Below are 26,887 nucleotides of genomic sequence, written 5' to 3'. Positions count from 1 at the left end.
CGCCCCTTCAACAGAACGCCGAGCCTCTTATCGCGCATGCCCGATAATCGGCAGTAGATCTCGTCGGTTCGCGGCCGCATACGATTAGGATCAAGCCCTTTTTCTTCGATAGCCGGCCTCGAAACCTGCATTCCTGAACAAGCCGTCAATTATCCGATGGCCCCGATCAAACAATCAGTCACGCGCCACAATCTGGACCAGAGCAGACTGAAACACCGCAATCATTACCCATGCGGCGCTCCTTCCCCATAAACGCAGTTACGTGTCCGTCAGATGCTTCTGGACCTGCGCGACAAAATCCTCTCCGCGGCGCTCGAAACTGTCGTATTGGTCAAAGCTCGCCGCCGCAGGGGCCAGCAGAACAACGTCCCCCGCCTCTGCATCCTCGACCGCGCGTGCAACCGCGACGTCCATCGTGCCACAGACCTCGGCCTCGACCCCCAATTTCATGGCAAACTGCGCCGCCTCGCGCCCGATCACATAGGCTTTGCGCACTGTCTCCAGCGGTTCTGCCAAACTGCCCAAACCGCCCTCTTTCTCAAGCCCGCCGCAGATCCAGCGGATGTTCTTGAACGCCGCCAGTGCCTTGACCGCACTGTCTACATTGGTCGCCTTGCTGTCGTTGACGAAGCGCACGCCGCCCGCCTCGCCCACGGTCTGGCTGCGGTGCGGCAGGCCGCCAAAGGAATGGAACGCCGCTTCGATGATCTTGGGCGCGAACCCCAGTGTGCGACAGGCGGCATAGGCGGCACAGGCGTTCTGGTGGTTATGCGCCCCGGGCAAGCCGGTAATGCTGCGCAGATCGATGGACCCGATCTGCTTGCCGCCGCGATATTCCGACAAGAAGCCTTTGCGCGCGAAGACCTGCCAACCAAGACCCGTGAGCTTGCGGTCCACCGACACGCGGATCACCCGGTCGTCGGCCGCCCCTTCGCTGAGCTGTCCCGCCAGAAAACGCCCTTCGGGTTCATCCACGCCAATGACGGCACGATCCGGCCCGCCTTCAGCAAAGAGCCGCCGTTTGGCCGCGAAGTAGCCCCCCATGCCCGCATGACGATCCAGATGATCGGGGCTAAGGTTGGTGAAGACGGCGACATCCGGCGTCAAGTTGCGCGCCAGATCGGTCTGGTAGCTCGACAGCTCCAGCACCACGACCTCGCCGTCAATGGCGGGCTCTATGTCCAGCACACCGCGACCGATGTTTCCCGCCAGCTGCGTCGGACGACCCGCGTGTTTGAGAATGTGATGCACCAACGCCGAGGTGGTGGATTTCCCGTTCGACCCGGTGATCGCGATGATCTTGGGCACCACGTCAAAATTATCCCAGGCCAGCGTCGCGAAGCTTTGAAAGAACAGCCCGATGTCATTGTCCACCGGCACACCTGCGTCCTGCGCGGCGACGATCACCGGGTTCGGTGCCGGATAAAGATGCGGGATGCCGGGCGATACGATCAGCCGCGCGATGTCATCAAAGACGCCGGCTTTGCCCAGATCCGCACAATCGAACCCTTCGGCCTGCGCGGCGGCGCGGGCGGCGGGGTTGTCATCCCAACAAACAGGCACAGCGCCCCCGGCGGCCAGCGCACGGACCGCAGACAGCCCCGACCGCCCGAGCCCCAGAATGGCGACCTTTGCGCCGGTCAAACCTTGAACTGGTATCATGCCTGCTCTCCTGTTAGCGATGACCCTGAAACTTTCGGAGCCCCTTATGCCCCCTCTGCCAGAGATTTTAGCCCAGCTCAACGCCGACATGCGCGCCACGGATGACTGGGGTGACGTGGCAGCCTATATCCCGCAACTGGCCTCTGTCGATCCTGCGCAATTCGGTATCGCGATCACCACCGCGGACGGCGAGGTCTTTACCGCCGGGGATGCCGATACGCCGTTTTCCGTGCAATCCATCACCAAGGTCTTCACCCTTGCCATCGCCCTTGGACGGTCAGGCGACCAGCTGTGGAAGCGCGTGGGCCGCGAGCCATCGGGGCGTGCATTCAATTCCATTGTGCAGCTTGAGGCCGAACAGGGCCGCCCGCGCAACCCCTTCATCAACGCCGGTGCCATTGTCACCACGGACGAGGTGCTCACGGGCCGCGAACCGCGCGAGACCTTGGCCGAAATCCTGCAATTCGTCCGCGCCGCCGCCAGCGACGACGACATCCACATCAACGAAACCGTCGCGGCCTCTGAAACCGCCCATGGCCACCGCAACTTTGCCCTGGCGCATTTTCTGGCATCCTGCGGAAACCTGAACAACCCGCCGGAGAAGACGCTCGGCACTTATTTCCATCACTGCGCCATCGACATGTCCGCGCGGCAACTGGCCATGGCCGGACGGTTCCTGATCGAAACCGACAAGCTGCCCCGCATGATCCTGCCGCCCCGCATCCGGCGTCTCAATGCGCTGATGCTGACCTGCGGGCATTATGACGGGTCGGGCGATTTTGCCTACCGCGTCGGGCTTCCGGCGAAATCCGGTGTGGGAGGCGGTATTCTTGCCATTGTCCCCGGCCGCGCCAGCATCGCCGTCTGGTCCCCTGGCCTGAACCGCTATGGCAACTCGAAGAAAGGCACCCAGGCGATGGCCCGCCTCGCGCGCGAAATGGGCTGGTCGATCTTCTGACGCCCCCTGCGTCCAGCCTCCCCCGCCCTTCATTTTGCCAAATAAACTCCGGGGGACGCGGCCCCTTGGCCGCGCGGGGGCTGGCCCCCGTCCGCCATAAAAAAAGCGCGCCACATCCCTGCAGCGCGCCCTCTTGTTTCTTACCGCCTTGATAAACGGCTCAGCGGACCTTCAGTGTCGCCAGCCCGATCATCGCGAGGATCAAAGAGATGATCCAGAAGCGGATGACGATCTGCGGCTCGGCCCAGCCCTTCTTTTCATAATGATGGTGGATCGGTGCCATCAGGAAGACCCTTTTGCCCGTGCGTTTGAAATAGAGCACCTGAATGATCACCGACAGCGCCTCGACCACAAACAGGCCGCCGACGATGGCCAGCACCAATTCGTGCTTGGTGGCAACCGCGATGGCCCCCAATGCGCCGCCAAGGGCCAGCGATCCGGTGTCGCCCATAAAGACCGCGGCGGGGGGCGCGTTATACCACAAAAAGCCCAGACCACCGCCAAAGATACCGGCAGTAAAGACCAGAATCTCGCCCGTGCCCGGCACATAATGCACGTCCAGATATTCGGTGAAATCGACGCGGCCGACGGCATAGGCGATCACGCCAAGCGCCCCTGCGGCGATCATCACCGGCATGATCGCCAGCCCGTCCAGCCCGTCCGTCAGGTTCACCGCATTCGCCGCGCCCACGATCACGATGATGGAAAACGGCACGAACAGATAGCCAAGGTTGATCAGTGTATTCTTGAACACGGGCAGCGCCAGTTGGTTTTGCAGCTCTTCGGGGTGGAACTGCGCCGCCCAATAGGCCGCGCTGCCCGCGATGATAAAGCCCAGCAACAGACGCATTCTGCTAGAAACACCGGCAGTCGTCTGCTTGCTGACCTTGGCGTAATCATCTGCAAACCCGATGGCAGCAAACGCCATTGTCACCAGCAGCACCATCCACACAAACGGGTTGTCCAGCCGCGCCCACAGCAGGGTGGAGGTCAGCAAGGCCCCCACAATCAGCAGCCCGCCCATGGTCGGCGTCCCCGCCTTGACAAAATGCCCCTCGGGACCGTCATCCCGGATCGGTTGGCCCTTGCCCTGCCGCTTGCGCAGCACGGCGATCAGCGGCTTGCCGAACAGAAAGCCAAACACCAGCGCTGTCAGGAAGGCCCCACCGGCGCGGAAGGTGATGTAGCGGAAAAGGTTAAAGAAATCGCCGCCATCTGACAGGAGGGTCAACCAATAGAGCATCGTACGCGTCCTAACTCAAAATCTTGTGGGCTTAGCCCTGTCGTTCATTCTGGACCGGATGGCCCATTTTGCGGATCGCGTCAACGATCAGCCCCAGTTTCATGGACAAGGAGCCTTTGGCGAGCACAACATCGCCACTGTCCAGATGCGACGAAAGCGCGGGCAGCAGGTCGGCGGCGGTCTCGGCCCATTCCCCGCGTTGATGCGCCGGCAGCAGGTCATAGAGCGACTTCATCAGCGGCCCCACACAGTGGATCACATCCAGCTTTTTGGTGGCGTCGAGATGGGCGAGCCCTGCGTGCAGGGCGATCTCGTCCGGTCCCAGCTCCTTCATGTCCCCCAAATAGGCGATGCGCCGCCCCTTGCTGACGCGGCCGATATCATGGGTCACCTCGGCAGCGGCCAGCACCTCTAGGGCGGCGGCCATCGACGTGGGGTTCGCGTTATAGCTGTCATCAATCAGGTTCAACGTCAGATGGGTGTCGACCACGTCGAGATGGATAACCTCTCGCACGCCGCGCCCCTTATACGGTGTCCAGCGCCCCAACGAGGCCGCAGCCAGCGCCAGATCAGCCCCCATGGCCTGTGCAGAGGCCAAGGCCCCCAAGGCGTTCATCGCGAAATGCCGTCCCGGCGTTCCGATCTTGAACAGCAGTGGTGTGCCGTCCGCGTCGGCGCGCACGACGGTGGTGTCGCCCTGCACCTGCACGTCCAGCAGTTTGTACTGATAGCCATGCTCGCCAAATTCGACCTCGCGCAGGCGGCGATCCACGGCCTTTGCCATCAGGATCGCGGCGTGTTCGATGTCTGCGTTGATCACCGCCACGCCCCCCGGTTGCAGCCCGTCAAAAACGGCGGCTTTCTCGACCGCGATTTCCGCGACATTGGCAAAGGCTTCCAGATGCACGGCCGCGACGGTGGTGACCATCGCGACATCCGGCTTGGCCATCTGCGCCAGCGGAGAGATCTCTCCGGGGTGGTTCATGCCGATCTCGATCACGGCATATTCCGTATCCGCAGGCATCCGCGCCAGTGTCAGCGGCACACCCCAGTGGTTGTTATAGCTGTCGACAGAGGCATGCGCCCGCCCCTGGTCGGCAAAGATCGCAAGCAGCATTTCCTTGGTCGAGGTCTTGCCGACGCTGCCCGTCACCGCGACGACCTTGGCCTGCGTTCGGGCCCGCGCGGCGGCACCAAGCGCCTCAAGGGCCTTGAGCACATCCTCGACGATCAGCAGCGGTGCATCCTCGGCCACGCCCTCGGGCACATGGGTGACCAGCGCGGCCCCCGCCCCTTTTTCCAGCGCACTGGCGACAAAATCATGCCCGTCGCGCACGTCTTTCAGCGCGACGAACAGATCCCCCGGTGCAAGGGTGCGGGTGTCAATCGACACGCCGTCACAGGTCCAGTCCCCGATGGCGCGGCCGCCGGTGGCGCTTTCGGCCTCTTTTGCTGTCCACAAGCTCATGCCAATCTCCCATCCAGCGCCGCGACGGCGACGCTGGCCTGTTCCACATCATCAAAGGGTAGCACATCGTCACCGATGGTCTGTCCGGTTTCATGGCCCTTGCCCGCGATCAGCAGCGCGTCGCCCGTGCCGATGGCGTCGATGCCCCGTAGGATCGCCTCGGCACGGTCGCCCACCTCGGTCGCTTCTGGCGCGCCCTCCATGACGGCGGCACGGATGGTCGCCGGATCTTCGGAGCGCGGGTTGTCATCGGTCACGAACACCAAATCCGCATGGGCCGCCGCCGCCTGCCCCATCAGCGGGCGTTTGGCACGGTCACGGTCGCCGCCTGCGCCCACGATAGCGACCAGCCGGCCCATGACATGGGGGCGCATCGCTTGCAGGGCGGTGGCGATGGCGTCGGGGGTATGGGCGTAATCCACAAACACCGCTCCGCCATTGTCCCGTGTGGCGGCAAGCTGCATGCGGCCGCGCACGGTGGTCAGATGCGGCAGCGTGTCGAACACATGGGCGGGGTCCGCCCCGCAGGCAATCACCAGCCCCGCCGCGAGCAACACGTTGTCCGCCTGAAACCCGCCAATGAGGTTCAGGCGTTTCTGGTAGGTCTTGCCACGATAGCTGAACCGCAAGTCCTGCCCCGTCGCATCGAAGCGCTGGCCGGTCAGATGCAGATCGCCACCGTCGCGCCCCACGGTAATCACCTCGCAGCCGCGGGCGCGTGCGATGGCGACCATATCGACCCCCTTGGGATCATCGATATTGATCACCGCCGTGCCGTCCTCGGGCAGCACCCGCGAGAACAGTCCGGCCTTGGCGTCGAAGTAGGCGTCGAAGGTCTCGTGGTAGTCGAGATGGTCTTGGGTAAAATTCGTGAACCCCGCCGCCTTGAGCGTGACGCCATCCAGCCGCCGCTGGTCCAGCCCGTGGCTTGACGCCTCCATCGCGGCATGGGTGATACCGTTGGCAGAGGCGTCGGCCAGAGTGCGGTGCAGGGTAATGGGCTCGGGCGTGGTATGCGCCAGCGGTGCCGTCCATGCGCCTTCGACGCCAGTGGTGCCAAGGTTGACAGCTGCCAACCCCATCTCGATCCAGATTTGCCGCACGAAGGTGCTTACAGAGGTTTTGCCATTGGTGCCGGTGACGGCAATCATCGTCTGCGGCTGCGCGCCGTACCACAGGGCTGCCGCGCGCGACAGCGCCTCGCGGGGGGCATCGGTGACGACAAGGGCGACCTCGGCCTGTGCCAACGCGTCAGCGGCCAGCGTGGCCCCCTCGGCGTCGGTCAACACCGCCACCGCGCCCATGCGCAGCGCATATTGGATAAACTCGGCCCCGTGGACCTTGCTGCCGGGCATAGCGGCGAACAGGGTGCCGGGCTGGACCTGACGGCTGTCGACGCTGATACCTGCAATGGGCGGGTTGCCCCCCCCTTTCGCGGTCAGACCAAGGGAGGATAACGGGACGGCCTGTGTGCCCATGGGGACGCTCTTTATATTAGTTGCTGCTGGAGAGCGTTATATCAGCGAGGCTGTCCGGTTCAACAGTCGGTCGCAGACCCAGCAGGGGCGCGACGCGACGGACCATTTCCGCGGCCACGGGCACGGCTGTCCAACCGGCCGTGCGGCGCGGTTTGTCGCCCGAGGTCTCGACCGGTTCATCCAGCGTGACGATCAGCACGTATTTGGGATCATGCGCCGGGAACATGCTGGCAAAGGTCGCGATGACCTTATCCTCAAGATAGCCACCTCGGGGGCCGGGTTTATCCGCCGTACCGGTCTTGCCGCCGATCTGGTAGCCGGGCACTTCGGCAAAGCTGGCCGTGCCTTCGGTCACCACCGCACGCAGCATTGCGCGGGCATCCGCCGCCGCGCGTTCAGACATCACACGCGGGCCGACCACGGGGCCGGATTGCTTGCGCAACGTCGGGGTGACCTTGTGCCCGCCATTGGCGATGGCAGAATAGCCCGCCGCCAGATGCATCGGGCTGGAGGACAGACCGTGGCCATAAGAGACGGTTACGGTGCTCAACTCTTGCCAGCGCTGCGGCAGCAAGGGCTTGCCGCCAGAGGCTTCGACGATCTCGAAGGAGGTTGGTTCAAAGAACCCGAGGTTTTTCAGGAACTCCTGCTGACGCTCCGCGCCGATCTCAAGCGCAAGCCGCCCTGTCCCGCGGTTGGAGCTGTGCACGATGATCCCCGTCACCGTCTGCTTGCCATAGTTCTTGCCGTGGAATTCGCCGATGCGGAAGCCGCCGACCTTCATCGGGCCAGAGGTGTCGATCACCGTATCCGCAGTGGCAATGCCAAGGTCGATCGCCTGTGCCGCGGTGAAAATCTTGAAGACAGAGCCCAGCTCGTAGACGCCTTGCACCGACCGATTGAACAGCGGGCTGTCGGACGCATCGCCTGTGACGGCGGCACGGGGCCGGTCGTTAGGGTCGAAAGAGGGCAATGATACGGCGCTGATCACCTCGCCCGTGTGCACATCCATCAGGACCGAGGTCGCCCCCTTGGCGTTCATCAGCTTCATGCCGCCATAAAGAATACGCTCGGACGCGGCCTGTACGGTCATGTCGATCGAGAGTTCCAGCGGCTTGTTCCCATTGGCCGGATCGCGCAGATAGTCGTCAAAGTATTTCTCTGCGCCCGCGACGCCAATCACCTCGGCGGCATGGACCCCCTCGCGGCCATAGCTGGCCCCGCCCATGATATGCGCGGCAAGCGATCCGTTGGGGTAAAGGCGCATATCACGCGGTGCAAACAGCAAGCCCGGCTCGCCGATATCATGCACGGCCTGCATCTGCTCGGGGCTAATTTTCTTCTTGATCCACAAGAACTTGCGCTTGCCGGTAAAGTCGCGCAGCAGGCGTTCCTCGTTCAGGTCGGGGAACACGGCCATCAGCTTTTTCACGGCCCCCTGCGGGTCGATCATGTGGTGCGGCTGCGCATAAAGCGCGTGTGTCTCAAAGTTGGTCGCCAGCAGATTGCCGTTGCGATCCACAATATCGGCGCGGGTGGCCGAGATCACGGAACCCGGGGCCGCCGCGCGCGGCTCTGTCGGGTCGGTGGTCGCCATGACCCCCATACGCGCGCCCACGACTGTGAAGGCGCAGAAGAAGAAGACGCCCAGAACCAGCAAACGCCCCTCGGCGCGCTGTCGCGAGGCGTCGCGCATCTGCTCGTGGCGGATACGCTTGTTCTCGCGCTCGATCGCATCGGGGTTTTCGCCCTTTTGACGGGCTTCAAGAATACGGGCCAGCGGGCGCAGCGGGGTGCGGATCATTCGGGGGCCTCCATCGAGGATACGTCAACGCCGTCGGTGATCTCGAACAGCGGCAGTTCTGGCAGCGGCGGGTAGCTCACCTGATCGATAGATCCGAACTGGTCGGGATGCAGCGGCAAAAGGTTCAGCCGGTCAAAGTTCAGCTCTGCCAGATCGCGCAGACGGTCGGGGCGGTTCTGATAGGCCCATTCCGCCTTGAGCACGGCCAGACGGCTGTAGGCTTCGCGGATTTCATAGCGCAGGTCATCGGCATCACTCAGGGCTTGCTGGGTCGCGTAATTTTCGCGGTAGGCCCAGAAGGCCAGCCCGATCACCGAAAAGGTGGTTAGGATGTAAAGCACGGTTCTCATACGGTTAATCCCCTGACCATAGGCATGCCGAGTGCCTTGGCATCGATGCTGCCCGCAGGCGCATCAGTGCGAATTGCGACGCGCAGCTTGGCCGAGCGGCTGCGCGGGTTCTCTTCCAGCTCTTGCGCATCCGGCCCGATGGCCTTGCGCTTGAGGATCTTGAATTGCGGCGCTTCTGTTTCAATTTCGGGCGCAAAGCGGTTGGCATTGCCCCCTGCCCCCGCACGCGCCGTCAGGAAGCGTTTGACCATACGGTCTTCGACCGAGTGGAAGGTCACAACGGCCAGCTGGCCACCGGGTTTCAACGCGCGTTCCGCCGCCATCAACCCGTTGAACAGCTCGCCATATTCATTGTTCACCGCAATGCGCAGCGCCTGAAAGCTGCGGGTCGCGGGATGCGACTGGCCGGGTTTCGAGCGCGGCAAACAGCCTTCGACCAAGCCTGCAAGCGCCAGCGTTGTGGTGATCGGGGCCTCTTCGCGGGCGCGCACGATCGCTTTGGCGATGCGGCGGCTGGCACGTTCTTCACCGTATTGGAACAGGATATTGGCAATCACCTCTTCCTCGGCCTCGTTGACGATATCCGCCGCCGAGGGGCCGTCCTGGCTCATCCGCATATCAAGCGGACCGTCACGCATGAATGAGAACCCGCGCTCTGCCAGATCAAGCTGCATGGAGGACACGCCCAGATCCAGCACGATCCCGTCCAGATCCTGCGCATAATCGTCCATCTTGGAAAAGACGCCGCGCTGCATGACGATCCGGTCGCCATAGTCACCGGCCCAGGCCTGCGCCATTTCAAACGCAAGCGGATCACGGTCCACCGCCACCACCTGCGCAGCACCCGCGTCCAGCAGGCCCCGGGTATAGCCGCCCGCGCCAAAGGTGCCATCCAGCCAACGCCCCGACACAGGGGCCACCGCCGCCAGCAAGGGGCGCAGCAGAACCGGTGTGTGCGGGGCGGAGGGGGTGTCGCTGGGTCCGCTCATATCGATCAAGCCTCCGGCTTGCCGTCCAGGAAGGCCATCGGATCAAAGTCTTCTGGCAGATCGTCCAGCCACTCCTCTTCGCGGGCCTTTTCCTCGGTCTCGTAGGTTTCGGGCTTCCAGATCTGGAAGGTATCACCGGCGGCGATAAAGAATGCTTCGTTTTCCAACTCGATCTTGTTGCGCAGCTTAGCGGGCAGAACCAAGCGGCCCGTTTCATCGACCGATGTAGGAAAGGACTGACCGTGGAACAGGCGCTGCAGCATCTTGCGTTCCATCGACCCGCGCGGCAGCGCGTCGATCTTGTCGTCCACCTCTTCGATGGCCTGCATGGTATAGCATTCAAGATAGCTGCGGCGGCTGTCGCCATAGACGATCACCAGCTCGGGCGTGCCACCGTTTTGCCAATTCGGGTCACCGGCTTCCAACACACGACGAAAAGAGGCTGGGATAGACACCCGCCCCTTCGTATCGACCTTGTGTTGGCTTTCGCCTCTGAACCTGCGGCTCACGTGTTTGTCCCTGCCTGCGACGCTTATGCGCCCTAAAATCATGCCCCCGGCGGTAGATGTAGAAACGGCGGGCTGATCTGCTGCCACTGATCAACCCGCCGCCCGTCCCGCCTTGGCGGGGAAGTCCGACTGCGCGCGCCACCTGGGGGGATGTCTGCTCGCTCGCGCGCCGGATCTCTTGGTCTGATGAAAGCGAGGTGCCTGTATGAACCTGCTAGAGTTTTATTTGGTCGTTGGGGTCGTTTGGTGCCCCGTGTCTCGTTCTCATCCGATGCACTAGGGATGCCATGGGAATTGATGGGCGTCTATAAGTTTTTTGGGAAATACATACCAAATTTGGTTTTGCACAGGGTTGTAAATCAACATGTGGGAAAGAAATATCAGCGATATTTAGCCTATATCGAATAAATGTGAAATTCAGACACAACATATTGAGGTTAAAAACGCGTGCTGAAATTTCCCACAATTTCCCAACAATTTTAGACCACAGAGTTATCCACAACCTGTGTTCGCGGCTTGTTCCCCGATCGCAACGCCAATTGCAACTGCTTTATCGCGCAAACTGAGGATTCCGCGCCTCAGACAGCCATTTTCCGCCGAATCACCTTGCCAATCCAGCAGGGTCCGGCCGGCGATCTCCCATGTTTTCCCATGAGGTTTTCCCATGGGATCCCATAGGCACGTCCACACGACGCCGATGAACGCGAAACGCCGCGCAGGGGGCTGCGCGGCGTTGAGTATAGATAGGAGCGTGAAGGAGGTTGCCCCTTAGGCCATCCCACCCTTGATCAAACCTTCGGCGATGCGGGCATAGGCCTGAGCCATCGGCCCATCCCCCGCGGCCACCGGCGTGCCACCATCGCCGGAAAGCCGGGTATCAAGATCGATGGGTAAACTGCCGAGCAAAGGCACGTCCATCTTCGCAGCTTCGGCTGCAACCCCGCCATGGCCAAAGATTTCATGTTCGGACCCACAATCAGGACAAACAAACAGCGACATATTCTCGATCAATCCCAACACGGGCGTCTTCAACGTATTGAACATATCAATCGCCTTGCGCGCATCGATCAGCGCCACGTCCTGCGGCGTTGACACCACGATCGCGCCAGACAATTCGGATTTGGTACATAGTGTCAGCTGCACATCGCCCGTGCCCGGCGGCAGATCGACAAGCAACACGTCCAGCTCGCCCCACTCTACCTGCCCCAGCATCTGCTGCAGCGCGCCCATCAACATCGGGCCACGCCAGACCACAGCCTTCCCCTCCTCCATCATAAAACCGATGGACATCAGGGTCACACCATGGGCGCGCAGCGGGATGATCGTCTTCCCATCCGGTGAGGCGGGCCGCTTGTTCACCCCCATCATACGCGGCTGACTGGGACCATATATATCGGCATCCAGCAAACCGACCTTGCGACCTGCCCGCGCCAAAGCCACGGCGAGGTTCGAGCTCACGGTCGATTTGCCCACGCCCCCCTTGCCCGACCCAATGGCGAGAATGCGCTGCACGCCAGCCGGTTTCACCGGGCCATCCTGCGCCTTCGGGTGTCCGCCAATCTTTAGGCTTGGGGCAGATTGCTTTGGCGCGGGGCCATGGGCCGTCAGGGCGACTGTTACGCTGCCAACACCATCAACCTCGCGCACCACGGCCTCTGCCGCGTCGCGCAGCGGGGCCATCTGCGCGGCGACCTGTGCATTGGGGGCTTCTATAACAAAGCGCACCACATCGCCCTCGACCGTCAAAGCGCGGATCAGATCGTGATCAAGGATAGATTTCCCATCCGGCAGCATCACCCGGGCCAGAGCAGATTCGACGTCGGATTTAGAGAGCGGCATGACATATTCCTTTCGAGACTGCTTTTGACATGGCAGTTTCTGGCCAAATCGCAACCCTACGTTCGCATGCCGCACAGCACCAAGGCAAAACGAACATTTAGCGCCCAGAAATTACGCAAAACCCCTATGTTTTCGCTGCATGGCAGCAATGCACAATTTGAGAATTGTGCAAACGCAGCAAATAGGTCAAAAAGGTTTCAGGAACGCAGACACTGCGAGCCAAGAATAAGACCAAACTCATCCATCCTCCTCCCGGATGTGTTTGTTTTCGGCGGCGATACCCTCCTCCTCCCTGGTATCGTCGCCATTTTTTTTCATACAACTCCTCCTGACTGCTAAAGCGTTTGCGCTAGGGTTATTTTGTTCCCGATCAAGACGTTACGTCACCTTTTGCCCATGCATTTTCTGCATAGCAGCATTGACGATCTGACTATTGTGCAGATGCAGCATTTTACTACATAACCAACACAAGACGAATGATAACGAACACAGACGAAACAAGACGAGGTATCCGATGGCCTACTGGAACGCTACAACCGCACCGACCCTGGCAGACCGCTTTGCCGCGCTGATGTCCACACTCGAGACTCGCCGCAAGCAACGCCGCGTATACCGCTCCACTTTCAACGAGCTGAGCTCCTTGTCCAACCGCGAGCTGAACGACCTGGGCATGGGCCGCTCGCAAATCCGCGGCATCGCGCTGGAAACAGCACGCAACGCTGCATAAATCATACTGGATCGGGCACACGCACCCTCCCTGTTGTGTGCCTGTAGAAAGCTTCGGGTCTCCTCCTCCTCCCTGAGACCGGCGGCTTTCATAAACGTCCCCTTCCCCCTTTCCTCCCGATTGGATTGGGGACGTAGATAAAGACGGCGGCGCTTTCCTCCCAAAGCACCGCCGTTCTTGCATCTAATTCTTGATATTTCGTAAAACTCATGACGCCAGTTCAGAACGGAACGTCATCCGATGCGCTCAGATAGCGCGACACGACCTTCTTGACCCCGGCCTTGTCAAAGCTGATCTCAAGCTTATCCCCTTCGATTCCAACGACTTCGCCATAGCCAAATTTCTGGTGGAACACCCGCTCCCCCATCGCAAAACTGCTGACGGCGGACATGTCGATCGTCACATTTCGGGCTTCCGAAGGCTGGCTCACGCTGCGCGCTTGGCTGCGCGTCTGCAACCTTCGCCACCCCGGAGAATTATATACATTCGCTTCAGCGGCTTTTTCATGCAGATTCGATTTGGGCATCGCAGCGCCATACCCGCCACCATACAGCCCCGGCGGGGTCAGCACATCCACATGGGCTTCGGGAAGTTCGTCGATAAACCGTGACGGCATGGCGCTTTGCCACTGACCAAACACGCGGCGGTTGGCTGCAAAAGAGATCGTGCAAAGCTGCTCTGCCCGGGTGATTCCGACATAGGCAAGCCGCCGCTCTTCCTCCAGCCCCTTCAGGCCGGATTCGTCCATCGATCGCTGCGACGGAAACAGCCCATCCTCCCAGCCGGGAAGAAACACCGCCGGAAACTCAAGCCCCTTGGCCGCGTGCAACGTCATGATCGACACTTTGGCGCCGCCATCGTCGCTTTCATTATCCATGATCAAGCTGACGTGTTCCAGAAAACCTTGAAGATTCTCGAACTGCTCCAACGCTTTAACCAGCTCCTTCAGGTTCTCGAGCCGCCCGGGAGCTTCCGGCGTTTTGTCGTTCTGCCAAAAACCAGTATATCCGCTTTCATCCAAAATAATCTGCGCCAATTCCACATGGCTGACTTCGGGCGGGCCATATTCCTCGTGAAACAGCGGCGCGCCTTCGTCGATGACGCTATCGTCATCAACCACAGTCTGTAGGCGCGGGCCCCGGGCCAGTTCGGACCAGCGCTGAATCCCGTCGATAAGCAGACGCAACTGCGCCGCACCACGACCGCCAATCCCGCCATTCGCCAATAGGATCCGCGCCCCCTCCACGAGGTTCACACCGTTTTCCCGCGCGGTTTTCTGTATATTTTGTTGCGCTTTATCGCCTAAACCACGCTTGGGCGTGTTCACGATTCTCTCAAAAGCAAGATCGTCATCAGGCGAGGTAACCACCCTGAAATAGGCCATGGCGTCGCGAATTTCTAACCGTTCATAGAAACGCGGGCCACCGATCACGCGGTACGGTAGGCCAATGGTCAGGAATCGATCTTCAAACGCGCGCATCTGGTGCGATGCCCGTACAAGAATCGCCATATCGTCCAATGTGTAAGGATCAAGCTCGCGTGTGCCGCGCTGCAACGCTTCGATTTCGTCGCCGATCCAACGCGCCTCTTCCTCGCCATCCCAATGGCCGATGAGACGCAGCTTTTCACCCTCACGGGATTCCGTCCACAAGGTCTTTCCCAAACGCCCCTCGTTTCCTGCGATCACGCCCGAAGCGGCCGCCAGGATGTGCGGTGTTGACCGGTAATTCTGTTCCAACCGCACCACATGAGCGCCGGGAAAATCTTTTTCGAACCGCAGGATGTTGCCAACCTCGGCCCCTCGCCATCCGTAGATCGACTGGTCGTCATCCCCGACGCAGCAGATATTCTTGTGGCCAGAGGCCAGCAGACGGAGCCACAAATACTGTGCCACGTTGGTATCCTGATACTCATCCACCAGAATATATTTGAACCACCGCTGATATTGCCCCAGCACGTCTTCGTGCTGCTGGAAAATGGTGACCATATGCAGCAGCAAATCACCGAAGTCGCAGGCGTTCAGATCTTTAAGCCGCGCTTGATACTGCGCATAAAGCTCCGCTCCGCGGTGGTTATAGGCCCCCGCATCGGCCGTAGGAATTTTCTCGGGCGTCAATGCGCGGTTTTTCCAGCCATCAATAACGCCTGACAGCAAACGCGCGGGCCAACGTTTGTCATCAATCCCTTCCGCTTTGATCAACTGCTTGAGCAGGCGCAGCTGGTCATCCGTGTCCAGAATGGTGAAGTTCGACTTTAGCCCGACCAATTCAGCATGGCGGCGCAACAGCTTGACGCAAATCGCATGAAACGTACCCAGCCAAGGCATCCCTTCAATGCTCTGCCCCAGCATATGCCCCACACGGTTTTTCATCTCGCGCGCAGCCTTATTGGTGAAGGTTACCGCGAGAATCTCGTTCGGGCGGGCGCGCCCGGTGTTCATCAGATGCACGATCCGCGCCGTCAAAGCCTTGGTCTTGCCCGTGCCTGCCCCCGCGAGCATCAAGACAGGGCCATCCATCTGCTCCACCGCGGCACGCTGGGCCGGATTCAGCCCATCAAGATAGGGTTGCGGACGCGCAGCCATAGCGCGCGATGATAGGGAAGCGCCCTCAAAGGCGGCCATTTCGTCAAAATCACTCATGCGGCCAATCTATCCTGCGCACGCACCAAATAAAAGATACGTTCGCAAAATGTTCCCGCCGCATTTTCTATAAAGCAGCGGCGGTTTGCTAACCGTCTAGCGTCAAAGCCGCAGGAATTATTGTTATCTGTTTCTCCTTATTACTGATGTTATTGCATAGTTACGATCGCGCCCTCGACTCGGCGTAGCACCCCATCTCTTTCCAAATGGTTAAAAATCCCCCGCGGAGCGCAAAAAACTTCTACTTGCACACCGCGTCAAACAGACGCAACAATGCCGCAGCGCAGCGTTAGCGCGCGCTCTAGACGCTTGAAAATTAAGATTTCTCGCCAGCAGGAAGGCCTAGCTATGACCGACTTTAAGAAAATTCTAATCGCAAACCGCGGCGAGATCGCCATTCGAATTATGCGCGCGGCCAACGAGATGGGAAAAAAGACGGTCGCCGTTTTCGCCGAGGAAGATAAGCTGGGCCTACACCGTTTCAAGGCCGATGAAGCCTACCGGATCGGGGCCGGTTTGGGGCCTGTCGCCGCCTATTTGAGCATCGATGAAATCATCCGCGTGGCCAAAGCCTCGGGCGCGGATGCGATCCACCCGGGCTATGGGCTACTGTCAGAAAACCCCGATTTTGTAGATGCTTGCGCGCAGAACGGTATTACTTTTATCGGGCCGCGTGCGGAAACAATGCGCGCCTTGGGCGACAAGGCCAGCGCGCGACGCGTGGCGATGGAGGCCGGCGTGCCGGTCGTCCCCGCCACAGACGTTCTAGGCGATGATATGGAGGTCGTCCGCAAGCAGGCGGCAGAGGTTGGCTACCCGCTGATGCTCAAGGCGTCCTGGGGTGGCGGGGGTCGTGGCATGCGCCCCATCGCGAATGAAGAAGAACTTAAAGAAAAAGTGATGGAAGGCCGGCGCGAGGCAGAAGCGGCCTTTGGCAATGGCGAAGGCTATCTGGAAAAGATGATCCTGAAGGCGCGCCATGTCGAGGTGCAGATTTTGGGCGACAGTCACGGCGAAATCTACCATCTATTTGAAAGAGATTGTTCCGTTCAGCGTCGCAACCAAAAGGTCGTCGAACGCGCGCCTGCCCCCTATCTTACCGAAGAACAACGCGCCGAGATTTGCGAATTGGGCCGCAAAATCTGTGCACATGTTAACTATGAATGTGCCGGTACGGTCGAATTCCTGATGGATATGGACGACGGCAAGTTTTATTTTATCGAGGTAAATCCAAGGGTTCAGGTCGAACACACGGTCACCGAAGAGGTCACCGGCATCGATATCGTCCAGGCGCAAATCTTAATTGCCGAAGGCAAGACCATCGCCGAGGCGACGGGCAAGGCCTCGCAGGCAGATGTGCAGCTGAACGGCCATGCGTTGCAAACTCGGATTACCACCGAAGACCCCCAAAACAACTTCATTCCTGATTATGGCCGCATCACCGCCTTTCGTGAGGCCACCGGCATGGGCATCCGCTTGGACGGCGGTACCGCCTATTCAGGTGGGGTGATCACGCGCTATTATGACAGTCTTTTGGTCAAGGTGACGGCGAAAGCTCAAACGCCCGAGCAAGCGATCGCCCGCATGGACCGCGCCCTGCGCGAGTTCCGCATCCGGGGCGTGTCGACAAACATCGCCTTTGTCGAAAATCTGCTGAAACACCCGACCTTCCTCGATAATAGCTACCACACCAAATTTATCGACCAGACACCCGAGCTTTTTACCTTTGAAAAGCGCCGCGATCGGGCGACCAAAGTATTAACATATATCGCTGATATTACGGTGAACGGGCACCCTGAAACCAAGGGGTTCGAACGCCCTGCGGCGGCCGTCCGCGCGCCGCAGCCGCCCGCCGCCCGAGCCGAGCCGATGATGGGCACCCGTAACTTGCTTGAACAAAAAGGGCCGCAGGCTGTTGCCGATTGGATGGGGCAGCAGCGGCAGCTGTTGATCACCGACACCACCATGCGCGACGGTCACCAGTCATTGCTTGCGACGCGGATGCGCAGCCATGACATGATCAAGGTTGCACCCGCCTATGCCGCTAATCTTCCACAGCTTTTCTCGATGGAGTGCTGGGGCGGTGCGACCTTTGATGTGGCCTACCGGTTCTTGCAAGAATGTCCGTGGCAACGCCTGCGCGACCTACGCGCTGCCCTGCCAAACGTGATGACGCAAATGCTGCTGCGCGGGTCGAATGGCGTGGGCTATACCAATTATTCGGACAATGTGGTGCAGGAATTCGTCCGCGTGGCCGCGACCGAGGGTGTCGATGTTTTCCGCGTGTTTGACAGCCTGAACTGGGTTGAAAACATGCGTGTCGCCATGGATGCGGTGATTGAAAACGGTAAGATTTGCGAAGGTACCGTTTGCTATACCGGCGACATTTTTGATCCGGACCGATCCAAATACGACCTGAAATACTATGTTGCTATGGGCAAGGAACTGAAAGCGGCCGGTGCCCATGTTCTGGGTCTGAAAGACATGGCCGGCGTGCTCAAGCCGAATGCGGCCAAAGTATTGATCAAAGCGCTGAAATCCGAAGTCGGCCTGCCGATCCATTTCCACACGCATGATACCGCAGGCACGGCGACCGCGACGATCATGGCAGCCTCCGAGGCGGGCGTGGACGCGGTAGATTGCGCCATGGACGCGCTATCGGGCAACACGTCTCAGGCGACGCTCGGGTCCGTGGTCGAAGCGCTGAAACACACGGATCGCGACACGGGCCTGTCGATGGACGCGGTACGCGAAATCTCTAACTACTGGGAAGACGTGCGTGGCGAATATGCCGCGTTCGAGACCGGCATGCAGGCCCCTTCCTCCGAAGTCTATCTGCACGAGATGCCCGGCGGGCAGTTCACCAACCTCAAGGCGCAGGCCGCGTCGATGGGGCTGGATGATCGTTGGCCCGAGGTCGCCAAAACCTATGCCGAGGTGAACCAGATGTTTGGTGATATCGTCAAGGTGACGCCGTCGTCCAAAGTGGTCGGCGACATGGCTCTGATGATGGTATCCCAAGGGTTAACCCGCGCGCAGGTCGAAGACCCGAAGGCGGAAATGTCCTTTCCTGACAGCGTGATCGACATGATGCGCGGCAATCTGGGCCAGCCTCCGGGCGGGTTCCCTGACGCGATTGTCGACAAAATCCTGAAAGGCGAAAAACCGAACACGGAACGCCCCGGTGCCCATTTGCCCCCTGCCGATCTTGAAGCGACACGCAAGGAATTGCGCGACCTTCTGGAAGGGGCTCAGGTTGAAGACGATGACCTGTCAGGGTACCTGATGTACCCCAAGGTTTTCCTGGATTACATGGGTCGTCACCGGACCTATGGCCCTGTCCGTGTATTGCCGACCCGCACCTTCTTCTACGGGATGGAACCGGGCGAAGAGATCACCGCGGAAATCGACCCGGGCAAGACGCTGGAAATTCGTCTGCAAGCCTTGAGCGAGACCAATGAAGACGGCGACGTTAAGGTCTTTTTTGAACTGAATGGCCAGCCGCGCGTCGTGCGCGTGCCCAACCGGATGGTCAAAGCGACGACTGCACAGCGTCCCAAGGCCGAGATTGGTAACGTCAATCACATCGGAGCGCCGATGCCGGGTGTTGTGGCCTCGGTCGGGGCGACGGTGGGTCAAAAGGTCAAATCCGGCGACCTGCTTCTGACCATCGAGGCGATGAAAATGGAAACCGGTATCCACTCGGACCGCGATGCTGTCGTCAAAGCGGTGCATGTCACGCCCGGGGGCCAGATCGACGCCAAGGATCTGCTGGTCGAGTTGGAGTGATCCCATGCGCCTTTCTGCCCTGACCCTGATCGTTCCCAGCTACGACGAAGGAATATCCTTTTACTGTGGTACGATGGGGTTCGACCTGACACAGGACGAGGACCAGGGGCATAAACGCTGGGTGCGCGTCACCCCTTCGGGTGGCGGCACCGGCTTTATCCTCGCCGAACCGGGCGACGATGTTCAACGTGCCGCGATTGGGAACCAAGGTGCGGGGCGTGTCTGGTTGTTTCTAGAGACCGAGGATTTTGCCCGCGACCATGCCCGACTTTTGGCTGGGGGCGTGACATTCGAAGAAGCCCCTCGCCATGAACCCTATGGCACTGTCGCCGTGTTCCGCGACGTTTTCGGCCATCGCTGGGATCTGATTGAACCGCGCACGACCCCCTAGAAAAAACATCGGCCCCGACACTTGGGGCCGGATGCATTCTGCCGCATTGATCAGGCCCGTTCTGCTGCTACGTTCAGGCTTGGCACGACAGATGGACACCTCCCATGCCCTATGAATGGAAAACACGACCCGACGCCTCGACGCAGGTTCTTTGCCTGCGGCCGCACCAATCCCTGCCGGCAAAGGGATTCGCCAGTTTTATCCTTGTCACGTTTGTCCTAATTCTGATCCCCGTTCTGCCACTGTTGGGGACTGTTCTGCTGTGGGGGCTTCTTCCTTTCATGCTGGCCGCCGTCGCGGCGATGTATTGGGCGCTACAGCGCAACCATAAGGCCAGACAGATTGAAGAAGTGTTTACGCTCGACCACAATACAGCACATTTATCCCATCGCACCGCGCGCGGAGAGGTCAAAGAATGGCAGTGCAACCGGCATTGGGCCGTCGTGACGAAATATGAAAAAGACGGCCCCGTACCCCATTACGTGACCCTGCGCGGCATGGGCCGCGAGGTCGAAATCGGGACCTTCCTGAGCGAAGAAGAACGGATCGCCCTCTATGACGAGCTGAACCGTTCGCTGATGCGCTGAGCCTTAGCTCAGCCGCTCTTTCACCTTGGGGCCGACCGCGCCAAAATCCATTTGCCCCGTGTACTTACCTTTAAGCAGGCCGATCACCTTACCCATGTCACGGATCGATGTCGCACCCACTTCGGCAATGGCGGCATCGACGGCCTTGGCGGTTTCTTCTTCGGTCAGCTGACGGGGCAGAAACTCTTCGATCACGGCAATCTCTTCACGCTCGCGATCCGCAAGATCAAGCCGCCCGCCCTCTTCATAGGCGCGTACGGATTCCATACGTTGTTTCGCCATTTTACCTAAAATCGCGAGCACTTCGGCATCGCCAACACCCGTGTCGCCCTCATCAGCACGCGCCGCGATGTCTTTATCCTTGATCGCCGCATTGATCAGCCGCAGGGTCGACAGCCGGTCCGCCGCCTTGTCTTTCATTGCCTGTTTCAGTGCATCCGAGATGCGAGTGCGCAGTACCATTACCATCGTCCTTTTGACCCTAGGGGGTATTAAGCCGTGCAACATAGAGATATTGCGCGGCGCAGGCAATGCCACAAGCCTCGCGCAACCCACTGGAAATTAACGATATTTCATTTTCAACCTGCTATTGACCCCGACGAACTGCGGCTTTAGGTTGCCACCGTTTAGCTCCATATACCTGCCGCTGGAGGCCCCCGACATGACCGCGACCACATCACCTCGTCCGACTGCCTGCCTGGCGCTAGCGGACGGATCGATTTTCTACGGCATGGGCTTTGGCGCAACGGGAGAGACCGTGGCCGAGCTTTGCTTTAATACAGCGATGACGGGCTATCAGGAAATCATGACCGACCCGTCCTACGCGGGGCAGATCGTGACCTTTACCTTCCCCCACATCGGTAACACCGGCACGAACCCCGAAGATGACGAAACCGGCGATCCGGTCGCAGCGGGGATGGTTGTCAAATGGATGCCCACCGACCCGAGCAACTGGCGTTCGGTCCAGCCGTTGTCCGAATGGCTGGCTTCGCGCGGGCGCATCGCGATTGGTGGTATTGATACCCGCCGCCTGACCCGCGCCATCCGGCAGCAAGGGGCCCCACACGCGGCATTGGCGCATAATCCTGACGGCGTTTTCGACGTCGAAGCGCTGGTCACTGCGGCACGCGGTTTCGCGGGCCTGGAAGGCATGGATCTGGCGAAAGATGTCAGCTGCAAACAATCCTACCGCTGGAATGAAATGCGGTGGGCTTGGCCCGACGGCTATACTGCGCAGGAAAATGCACCTCATAAAGTGGTCGCGATCGACTACGGTGCCAAGCGCAACATCCTGCGCTGCCTTGCCTCGGCCGGCTGCGACGTCACGGTGCTGCCCGCCTCTGCCACGTATGAAGATGTGATGGCGCATAATCCTGACGGGGTTTTCTTGTCGAACGGCCCCGGCGATCCGGCGGCGACCGGCGTGTATGCTGTGCCGATGATCAAGGATGTCATCGAAAAGACAGAGCTTCCGGTTTTCGGCATTTGCCTTGGCCACCAGATGCTTGCGCTGGCTCTTGGCGGGCAGACGGTCAAAATGGGTCACGGTCACCACGGCGCGAACCACCCCGTTAAGGACATTGATACCGGCAAGGTCGAAATCACCTCGATGAACCATGGGTTTGCCGTCGATGCGCAAAGCCTGCCAAGCGGAGTGGTTGAAACCCATCAGTCGTTGTTTGACGGCTCCAACTGCGGCATCCGGATGGAGGGGCGGCCCGTCTGGTCCGTTCAGCACCACCCCGAAGCGAGCCCCGGCCCGCAAGACAGTTTCTATCTGTTTGAACGCTTTGCCGCGGCGATGGCAGAGCGGGCCAGCTAAACCTGACAGTTGCGGGCGTTCTCTTCATCCGCAATTAACGCCCCATTAAGGCATCTCTCCCAAGGTGGTCCTATTCCGACAGGAAGGGATTCGCCCGTTGAGCAACCTTGGATTAGAGCTGAAAGCACCCAGTCCCGCGCGTGCGCGCGGGCGCTATCGTCCCTTGGGGCGCATATTGGTCGACGCAGGGTTGATCGATCAGGCCGATCTGGTTCACGCACTTGAAGCGCAGCGCGATCTGGATGCACCGCTTGGGGAAATCCTTGTGGCTCAAGGGCTTGTCTCGCGCAGTGAAGTGACCAAAGCACTGGCACTGCAACATCAGATCCAGCAGGTCGACCTTGACGCAGACCCGCCCAAACCGGTGCTTGCGCGCCATCTGTCTGCCGAAGCCAGCTTGCACCATAAGATTGTGCCGTGGCGGCGGATGGGACAAACGCTGTTTGTCGCGACCAGCCGGCCGGATGCCCTTCATACCCTTGCGCATGAGGCCTTCGGCAACAGCGAACTGGACATCGTACCGGTGCTGGCAGAACCCGCGCAGATCAACCGTCAGATCACCGCGCTTTACGGGACCGACCTTGCCAAACGCGCGGCAGAGCGTGTTCCCCATCATGAAAGCTGCCGAACATGGCGGGTTGCCGGTCCACGTCGGCGTATTTGGGCCGCCGGTGTCATTTTTGTCGCGAGCATGCTGTTCGCGTTACTCCCCGCGGTGACGTTTACGGCGTTTGTTCTATGGGCATTGTTCTGCAGTACGATGATCATGACGCTGCGTCTGTCGGCTTTTCTGGCGCGCTGCCTGTGGGGGAACACACCACTGCCCTCAGACCCCGCCGCGCCATCGGCCCCGACACGATGGCCAAAGGTATCGGTTCTTGTCCCGCTTCTTCATGAGGAGGAGATTGCCAGCGCCTTGATCGCACGCCTGTCGCAGCTCAGCTATCCCAAGGCGCTGCTGCAGGTCGTGCTGGTGCTGGAGGAAGGCGATCAAATGACCCGCGACACCATCGCGCGAACCGAACTGCCCTTCTGGTTCGACGTGATCGAAGTGCCCCAAGCAGGCAAACTGCGCACCAAACCCCGTGCCCTGAACTACGCGCTGGAATTTTGTAGTGGCAGTATTATCGGCGTGTGGGATGCCGAGGACGCGCCGGAGGCCGAGCAGATCAACCGCGTTGTACAACACTTTGATACTGCGCATAAAAACGTCGCTTGTGTACAGGGCGTTCTGGATTTTTACAATGCGCGCACCAACTGGATCTCGCGCTGTTTCACCCTAGAATATGCGACTTGGTGGCGCGTGATCCTACCCGGTGTCGCGCATCTGGGGCTGATCATTCCCCTTGGGGGCACCACATTATTTTTCCGCCGCGCCGCTTTGGAGAAACTGCGGGGCTGGGACGCCCATAACGTCACCGAAGATGCAGATCTTGGCGTCCGCCTCGCACGGCATGGCTATAAAACCGACCTGCTGCCGACTGTCACTTACGAAGAGGCCAATTTTCGTGCGTGGCCGTGGATCAAACAAAGGTCACGATGGCTGAAAGGCTTCTTGATCACATGGGTCGTGCACAGCCGTGCCCCCTTCCAACTGATCCGTGATGTCGGGCTTATTCGGTTTATGGGCGTGCAGGTATTGTTCCTCGCGACGTTCTGCCAGTTTATCTTTGCCCCCATGCTCTGGTCCTTTTGCCTACCGCTGTTCGGCGCGGCGCATCCTGTCCAGACAACACTGGGCGCTGATGTGTTCTACGGGCTTTTCGGATATTTTCTCTTTGCGGAAATCCTCAATATATCTGTCGCGATGACGGCGGTTTCGGGTCCGCAGCATCGCCACCTTATACCCTGGGCAATCACCCTGCCATTTTACTTTATACTCGGCTCTTTCGCGGCCTATAAGGCGCTATACGAATTCGTGGTCACCCCGTTCTATTGGGACAAGACCGAACATGGCGTACCACATAGATCCAGCCCCATCGGTTCTAAGGTGCCACCACTTCGTCCACCCTAGCCTTCGTCTTTGCGCTGTGCCGCTTCTTGCTTGAGCCGCGTCATGAAGGCGACAGAAATATGCGTGCGCAATGCTTCATCCGCACCATCTTCGTCACGCTGTTCGATCATCTGAACAATGCGGTCATGTTCATCCTGCGCGATCGCACCGCGCCCATCCACCGCCAGTGACGATGTCGCCATCAGCGCCATGGACCGGTGCACCAGATCAAGTTGCTGCACCAGATACCGGTTGTGGGACGCGAGATGAATTTGTTTGTGAAATCGGCGGTTCGCACGCGCCAGCGCCGCTGGATTGTCGCGAAAAGCGTCGTCTTCCTCGACCATTTCGCGCAATACACGGACTTCTTCAGCGGTGGCGTGACGGGCGGCAAGCCGCGCGGCCAACCCCTCCAACTCGCCGCGTACGACGTAAAGTTCGGCCACCTGATTGTGGTCCAACGATGCAACGATCAGGCTCCGCCCGTCCCGCGCGAGCAAGGATTGCGTCTCAAGCCGTTGTAATGCTTCACGAACCGGCGTTCTCGAGACACCGAAGCGTTCGGCCAATTCGCTTTCCACCAACCGATCACCGGGGCGATAGGTGCCCACGTCAATCGCGTCCAGGATCATGGAATAGGCGTCTGTGGGTCCGGAGCGTGGCGTCGTCATTGGTTCTCTTTCAAAAGGCTCCGGCACCTTAGCCCCCGCGTCCAATTGCGCAACCCCGTGATCTTGCGCAGATCATCTGGTCAGCGTAGCAAGTCCCCATGCCACACGCCTCTTTCTCTCATGTGAATACGTGGGTCTTTGACCTTGATAACACATTATACCCGCCATCCGCCCGCCTGTTTGACCAGATTGAACAGCGGATGACGCATTGGGTGATGACCGCCTTGAACGTCGATGAGCAGCGCGCGGATTATCTGCGCAGACATTATTGGCACACCTATGGCACCACGCTGGCCGGGCTGATGCGCGAACACGACCTTGATCCCGGCCCCTATCTGCACGAGGTGCACGAGATCTCCTTTGACGCGCTGATCCCGGATCCTCTGCTTGCCGCGCGGATCGCCGCCCTGCCGGGGCGCCGGATCATCTATACCAACGGCACTGCCCCCTACGCCGAAAAAGTCATTGCCGCACGGGGGCTTTCGGGCCTGTTCGATGCCATCTACGGCGTTGAACACGCGTCATTTTTACCCAAACCCGAACGCGCTGCCTACGACCTGATATTTGCCGCCGACGCATTGACCCCCACCACCGCCGTGATGTTCGAGGACGACCCCCGCAACCTGATCGCCCCGCATGACATGGGGATGGGCACCGTCCATGTGGCCGAGCACCCCGCCCCCGCGCCGCATATCCATTTCCACACCGATGATCTTTCGGCTTTTCTTGCACAGATCACGGGCTAACTGACGGGCATGACCATGGCATGTGATATCTTGATTTCGGGCGGCGGCATTGCCGGTTTGACGGCAGCAGCGGCTTTCGGCACTGCGGGTTTCAACGTGGTCTGCGTCGACCCCACGCCCCCCGTCACCGATGGTGCGGCGAAAGGGGCCGACATGCGCTCTACCGCGATGCTGCAACCGGCGCGCCGCGTGCTTGAGGCAGCGGGCATCTGGGCCCATCTGGAAGACCACGCCGCACCTTTGCAGGTGATGCGTATTGTGGATGCGGGCGGTGACGGCGTGGCCCCGCTGACCAGCCGCGCCTTTGATGCTGCCGATATCTCGGACCAACCTTTCGGCTGGAACTTCCCGAACTGGCTGCTAAGGCGCGCGCTTCTGGAGCGGCTAGAGGCTTTGCCGAACGTCGATTTCCGCCCCGGCACCGCAACCACAAGCTTGTTCACCCGCACCACCGGCGCACGCGTAAGCCTCAGCGATGGCACGAAAATTTCGACAAAGCTCGTGATTGCCGCAGACGGGCGCGACAGCCCCATGCGCGACGCCGCCGGGATTGAGGTGACCCGCCAAAGCTATGGCCAAAAGGCGCTTGCCTTTGCCGTGACACACCGGATCCCCCATGAAAACGTGTCGACCGAGGTGCACCGCAGCGGGGGCCCCTTCACCCTTGTACCCCTGCCCGATCGCGACGGTCTGCCTTGCTCTGCCGTGGTGTGGATGGATGACGGCGCGTCCTGCCTTGCGCGGATGGCGCTTGACGCAGATGCGTTTTCCCAAGCCGCGACCGACCGCAGCGCCCATGTGCTCGGCCCGTTGACGCTGGCCTCCGAACGGGCGATCTGGCCGATCATCAGCCAGCATGCCGCGCGCCTCGCGGCTGAACGCGTCGCCCTGATTGCAGAAGCCGCCCATGTGATGCCCCCCATCGGCGCGCAGGGGTTGAACATGTCGCTGCAAGACATCGCAACGCTGCTGGAACTGGCGCAAAAGCACGGCGCTGATCTGGGCAGTCAGCACATGCTGGACGCCTACCACAAGGCGCGGTTTGGCGACATTCAGCTGCGCTTGCGCGGCATCGACCTCTTGAACCGCGCCAGTCAGGCGACAACGCCGCTGGCCCGCGATGCCCGTGCCAAGGGGCTCAGCGCGCTATATGCCCTGCCCCCCGTACGGCGCATGCTGATGGAGATGGGGTTGGGCATGCGGCAGGGCTGACCTGCCGC

The 26,887-nt window shown here is 60.2% G+C and carries 21 protein-coding genes; 9 read left to right on the top strand and 12 right to left on the bottom strand.

Annotation, left to right across the window (positions count from 1 at the left end; translation table 11 throughout):
- Positions 1-258: 258 nt before the first annotated feature.
- Positions 259-1,662 (bottom strand): UDP-N-acetylmuramoyl-L-alanine--D-glutamate ligase, encoded by a 1,404-nt coding sequence (gene murD, locus B4F27_RS15105; protein ID WP_286760037.1) that lies wholly within the window; start codon positions 1,660-1,662, stop codon positions 259-261.
- 46 nt (positions 1,663-1,708) lie between these two features.
- Between murD and B4F27_RS15100 the strand changes: the two genes are divergently transcribed.
- Positions 1,709-2,620, top strand: a complete 912-nt coding sequence (locus tag B4F27_RS15100; protein WP_235183792.1) for a glutaminase — start codon at positions 1,709-1,711, stop codon at positions 2,618-2,620.
- A gap of 160 nt (positions 2,621-2,780) precedes the next feature.
- Here B4F27_RS15100 and mraY read toward each other — a convergent pair whose 3' ends face one another.
- The 8 genes from mraY to B4F27_RS15060 form a co-directional block, all read right to left on the bottom strand.
- Positions 2,781-3,863 (bottom strand): phospho-N-acetylmuramoyl-pentapeptide-transferase, encoded by a 1,083-nt coding sequence (mraY, locus tag B4F27_RS15095; protein ID WP_286760036.1) that lies wholly within the window; start codon positions 3,861-3,863, stop codon positions 2,781-2,783.
- A 31-nt stretch (positions 3,864-3,894) separates the two neighbouring features.
- Positions 3,895-5,331: a UDP-N-acetylmuramoyl-tripeptide--D-alanyl-D-alanine ligase gene (locus B4F27_RS15090; RefSeq protein WP_286760035.1), complete on the bottom strand. Its 1,437-nt coding sequence runs from the start codon at positions 5,329-5,331 to the stop codon at positions 3,895-3,897.
- The gene (locus B4F27_RS15085) at positions 5,328-6,809 is read right to left on the bottom strand and encodes a UDP-N-acetylmuramoyl-L-alanyl-D-glutamate--2,6-diaminopimelate ligase (protein WP_286760034.1); all 1,482 of its coding nucleotides are present in this window, start codon (positions 6,807-6,809) and stop codon (positions 5,328-5,330) included. Before B4F27_RS15085 ends, B4F27_RS15090 begins: the two co-directional genes overlap by 4 nt.
- Before the next feature lie 16 nt (positions 6,810-6,825).
- Positions 6,826-8,613, bottom strand: coding sequence for a peptidoglycan D,D-transpeptidase FtsI family protein (locus B4F27_RS15080; RefSeq protein WP_286760033.1), 1,788 nt, complete (start codon positions 8,611-8,613; stop codon positions 6,826-6,828).
- Entirely contained in the window at positions 8,610-8,963 is a 354-nt protein-coding gene (ftsL, locus tag B4F27_RS15075) for a cell division protein FtsL (RefSeq protein ID WP_005854161.1), read from the bottom strand. Before ftsL ends, B4F27_RS15080 begins: the two co-directional genes overlap by 4 nt.
- Positions 8,960-9,952, bottom strand: a complete 993-nt coding sequence (gene rsmH / locus B4F27_RS15070) for a 16S rRNA (cytosine(1402)-N(4))-methyltransferase RsmH (RefSeq protein ID WP_037945057.1) — start codon at positions 9,950-9,952, stop codon at positions 8,960-8,962. The genes ftsL and rsmH overlap by 4 nt, the downstream gene beginning before the upstream one ends.
- A gap of 5 nt (positions 9,953-9,957) precedes the next feature.
- A complete protein-coding gene (gene mraZ / locus B4F27_RS15065; RefSeq protein WP_286760032.1) occupies positions 9,958-10,461 on the bottom strand; it encodes a division/cell wall cluster transcriptional repressor MraZ in 504 nt (167 codons plus the stop codon).
- Positions 10,462-11,229: 768 nt separating this feature from the next.
- Positions 11,230-12,300 (bottom strand): Mrp/NBP35 family ATP-binding protein, encoded by a 1,071-nt coding sequence (locus B4F27_RS15060; RefSeq protein ID WP_286760031.1) that lies wholly within the window; start codon positions 12,298-12,300, stop codon positions 11,230-11,232.
- Between the two features lie 514 nt (positions 12,301-12,814).
- Between B4F27_RS15060 and B4F27_RS15055 the strand changes: the two genes are divergently transcribed.
- A complete protein-coding gene (locus B4F27_RS15055) occupies positions 12,815-13,027 on the top strand; it encodes a DUF1127 domain-containing protein (protein WP_286760030.1) in 213 nt (70 codons plus the stop codon).
- A 220-nt stretch (positions 13,028-13,247) separates the two neighbouring features.
- On the opposite strand, the gene B4F27_RS15050 is transcribed toward B4F27_RS15055, so the two are convergent.
- Positions 13,248-15,668: an ATP-dependent helicase gene (locus tag B4F27_RS15050; protein ID WP_074634505.1), complete on the bottom strand. Its 2,421-nt coding sequence runs from the start codon at positions 15,666-15,668 to the stop codon at positions 13,248-13,250.
- A gap of 348 nt (positions 15,669-16,016) precedes the next feature.
- On the opposite strand from B4F27_RS15050, the gene B4F27_RS15045 reads away from it, so the two are divergent.
- The 3 genes from B4F27_RS15045 to B4F27_RS15035 all read left to right on the top strand — a co-directional run bounded on the left by B4F27_RS15045 (position 16,017) and on the right by B4F27_RS15035 (position 20,435).
- The gene (locus B4F27_RS15045) at positions 16,017-19,457 is read left to right on the top strand and encodes a pyruvate carboxylase (RefSeq protein ID WP_286760029.1); all 3,441 of its coding nucleotides are present in this window, start codon (positions 16,017-16,019) and stop codon (positions 19,455-19,457) included.
- A 4-nt stretch (positions 19,458-19,461) separates the two neighbouring features.
- Complete coding sequence (locus tag B4F27_RS15040; RefSeq protein ID WP_286760028.1) at positions 19,462-19,848, top strand: VOC family protein; 387 nt, start codon at positions 19,462-19,464, stop codon at positions 19,846-19,848.
- A 104-nt stretch (positions 19,849-19,952) separates the two neighbouring features.
- Positions 19,953-20,435, top strand: coding sequence for a DUF2244 domain-containing protein (locus tag B4F27_RS15035; protein ID WP_005854177.1), 483 nt, complete (start codon positions 19,953-19,955; stop codon positions 20,433-20,435).
- A gap of 3 nt (positions 20,436-20,438) precedes the next feature.
- Here B4F27_RS15035 and B4F27_RS15030 read toward each other — a convergent pair whose 3' ends face one another.
- Positions 20,439-20,897 (bottom strand): GatB/YqeY domain-containing protein, encoded by a 459-nt coding sequence (locus tag B4F27_RS15030; protein ID WP_005854179.1) that lies wholly within the window; start codon positions 20,895-20,897, stop codon positions 20,439-20,441.
- Positions 20,898-21,096: 199 nt separating this feature from the next.
- Here B4F27_RS15030 and carA point away from each other — a divergent pair, with 199 nt between their 5' ends.
- Together carA and B4F27_RS15020 are read left to right on the top strand one after the other, a co-directional pair.
- Positions 21,097-22,257, top strand: coding sequence for a glutamine-hydrolyzing carbamoyl-phosphate synthase small subunit (gene carA / locus B4F27_RS15025; protein ID WP_286760027.1), 1,161 nt, complete (start codon positions 21,097-21,099; stop codon positions 22,255-22,257).
- 97 nt (positions 22,258-22,354) lie between these two features.
- Complete coding sequence (locus tag B4F27_RS15020; protein ID WP_286760026.1) at positions 22,355-24,271, top strand: glycosyltransferase; 1,917 nt, start codon at positions 22,355-22,357, stop codon at positions 24,269-24,271.
- On the opposite strand, the gene B4F27_RS15015 is transcribed toward B4F27_RS15020, so the two are convergent.
- On the bottom strand, positions 24,268-24,921 hold the full coding sequence (locus tag B4F27_RS15015; RefSeq protein ID WP_005854182.1) for a GntR family transcriptional regulator: 654 nt from the start codon (positions 24,919-24,921) through the stop codon (positions 24,268-24,270). The two genes, B4F27_RS15020 and B4F27_RS15015, sit on opposite strands and share 4 nt — an antisense overlap.
- 98 nt (positions 24,922-25,019) lie before the next feature.
- On the opposite strand from B4F27_RS15015, the gene B4F27_RS15010 reads away from it, so the two are divergent.
- Together B4F27_RS15010 and B4F27_RS15005 are read left to right on the top strand one after the other, a co-directional pair.
- Positions 25,020-25,667 carry a pyrimidine 5'-nucleotidase gene (locus tag B4F27_RS15010; protein WP_005854183.1) on the top strand — a complete coding sequence of 216 codons (648 nt, stop codon included), beginning with the start codon at positions 25,020-25,022 and terminating at the stop codon, positions 25,665-25,667.
- Positions 25,668-25,676: 9 nt separating this feature from the next.
- On the top strand, positions 25,677-26,879 hold the full coding sequence (locus tag B4F27_RS15005) for a UbiH/UbiF family hydroxylase (protein WP_286760025.1): 1,203 nt from the start codon (positions 25,677-25,679) through the stop codon (positions 26,877-26,879).
- The last annotated feature ends 8 nt before the right edge of the window (positions 26,880-26,887 follow it).

The sequence above is a fragment of the Sulfitobacter sp. UBA1132 genome (genome assembly GCF_002311545.1).
In the GTDB taxonomy this organism is placed as follows: Bacteria; Pseudomonadota; Alphaproteobacteria; order Rhodobacterales; family Rhodobacteraceae; genus Sulfitobacter; species Sulfitobacter pontiacus.
This window is presented reverse-complemented; position numbering and strand designations above follow the sequence as displayed.

Excerpts from the sequence above, each read along its gene's own strand:
- B4F27_RS15010 (WP_005854183.1), top strand. The coding sequence starts at position 25,020 with ATGCCACACGCCTCTTTCTCTCATGTGAATACGTGGGTCTTTGACCTT.
- B4F27_RS15055 (WP_286760030.1), top strand. The coding sequence starts at position 12,815 with ATGGCCTACTGGAACGCTACAACCGCACCGACCCTGGCAGACCGCTTT.
- ftsL (WP_005854161.1), bottom strand. The coding sequence starts at position 8,963 with ATGAGAACCGTGCTTTACATCCTAACCACCTTTTCGGTGATCGGGCTG.
- B4F27_RS15045 (WP_286760029.1), top strand. The coding sequence starts at position 16,017 with ATGACCGACTTTAAGAAAATTCTAATCGCAAACCGCGGCGAGATCGCC.
- murD (WP_286760037.1), bottom strand. The coding sequence starts at position 1,662 with ATGATACCAGTTCAAGGTTTGACCGGCGCAAAGGTCGCCATTCTGGGG.
- B4F27_RS15040 (WP_286760028.1), top strand. The coding sequence starts at position 19,462 with ATGCGCCTTTCTGCCCTGACCCTGATCGTTCCCAGCTACGACGAAGGA.
- B4F27_RS15080 (WP_286760033.1), bottom strand. The coding sequence starts at position 8,613 with ATGATCCGCACCCCGCTGCGCCCGCTGGCCCGTATTCTTGAAGCCCGT.
- B4F27_RS15085 (WP_286760034.1), bottom strand. The coding sequence starts at position 6,809 with ATGGGCACACAGGCCGTCCCGTTATCCTCCCTTGGTCTGACCGCGAAA.
- B4F27_RS15005 (WP_286760025.1), top strand. The coding sequence starts at position 25,677 with ATGACCATGGCATGTGATATCTTGATTTCGGGCGGCGGCATTGCCGGT.
- rsmH (WP_037945057.1), bottom strand. The coding sequence starts at position 9,952 with ATGAGCGGACCCAGCGACACCCCCTCCGCCCCGCACACACCGGTTCTG.
- carA (WP_286760027.1), top strand. The coding sequence starts at position 21,097 with ATGACCGCGACCACATCACCTCGTCCGACTGCCTGCCTGGCGCTAGCG.
- B4F27_RS15100 (WP_235183792.1), top strand. The coding sequence starts at position 1,709 with ATGCCCCCTCTGCCAGAGATTTTAGCCCAGCTCAACGCCGACATGCGC.
- B4F27_RS15050 (WP_074634505.1), bottom strand. The coding sequence starts at position 15,668 with ATGAGTGATTTTGACGAAATGGCCGCCTTTGAGGGCGCTTCCCTATCA.
- B4F27_RS15030 (WP_005854179.1), bottom strand. The coding sequence starts at position 20,897 with ATGGTACTGCGCACTCGCATCTCGGATGCACTGAAACAGGCAATGAAA.
- mraY (WP_286760036.1), bottom strand. The coding sequence starts at position 3,863 with ATGCTCTATTGGTTGACCCTCCTGTCAGATGGCGGCGATTTCTTTAAC.
- B4F27_RS15015 (WP_005854182.1), bottom strand. The coding sequence starts at position 24,921 with ATGACGACGCCACGCTCCGGACCCACAGACGCCTATTCCATGATCCTG.
- B4F27_RS15090 (WP_286760035.1), bottom strand. The coding sequence starts at position 5,331 with ATGAGCTTGTGGACAGCAAAAGAGGCCGAAAGCGCCACCGGCGGCCGC.
- B4F27_RS15035 (WP_005854177.1), top strand. The coding sequence starts at position 19,953 with ATGCCCTATGAATGGAAAACACGACCCGACGCCTCGACGCAGGTTCTT.
- B4F27_RS15060 (WP_286760031.1), bottom strand. The coding sequence starts at position 12,300 with ATGCCGCTCTCTAAATCCGACGTCGAATCTGCTCTGGCCCGGGTGATG.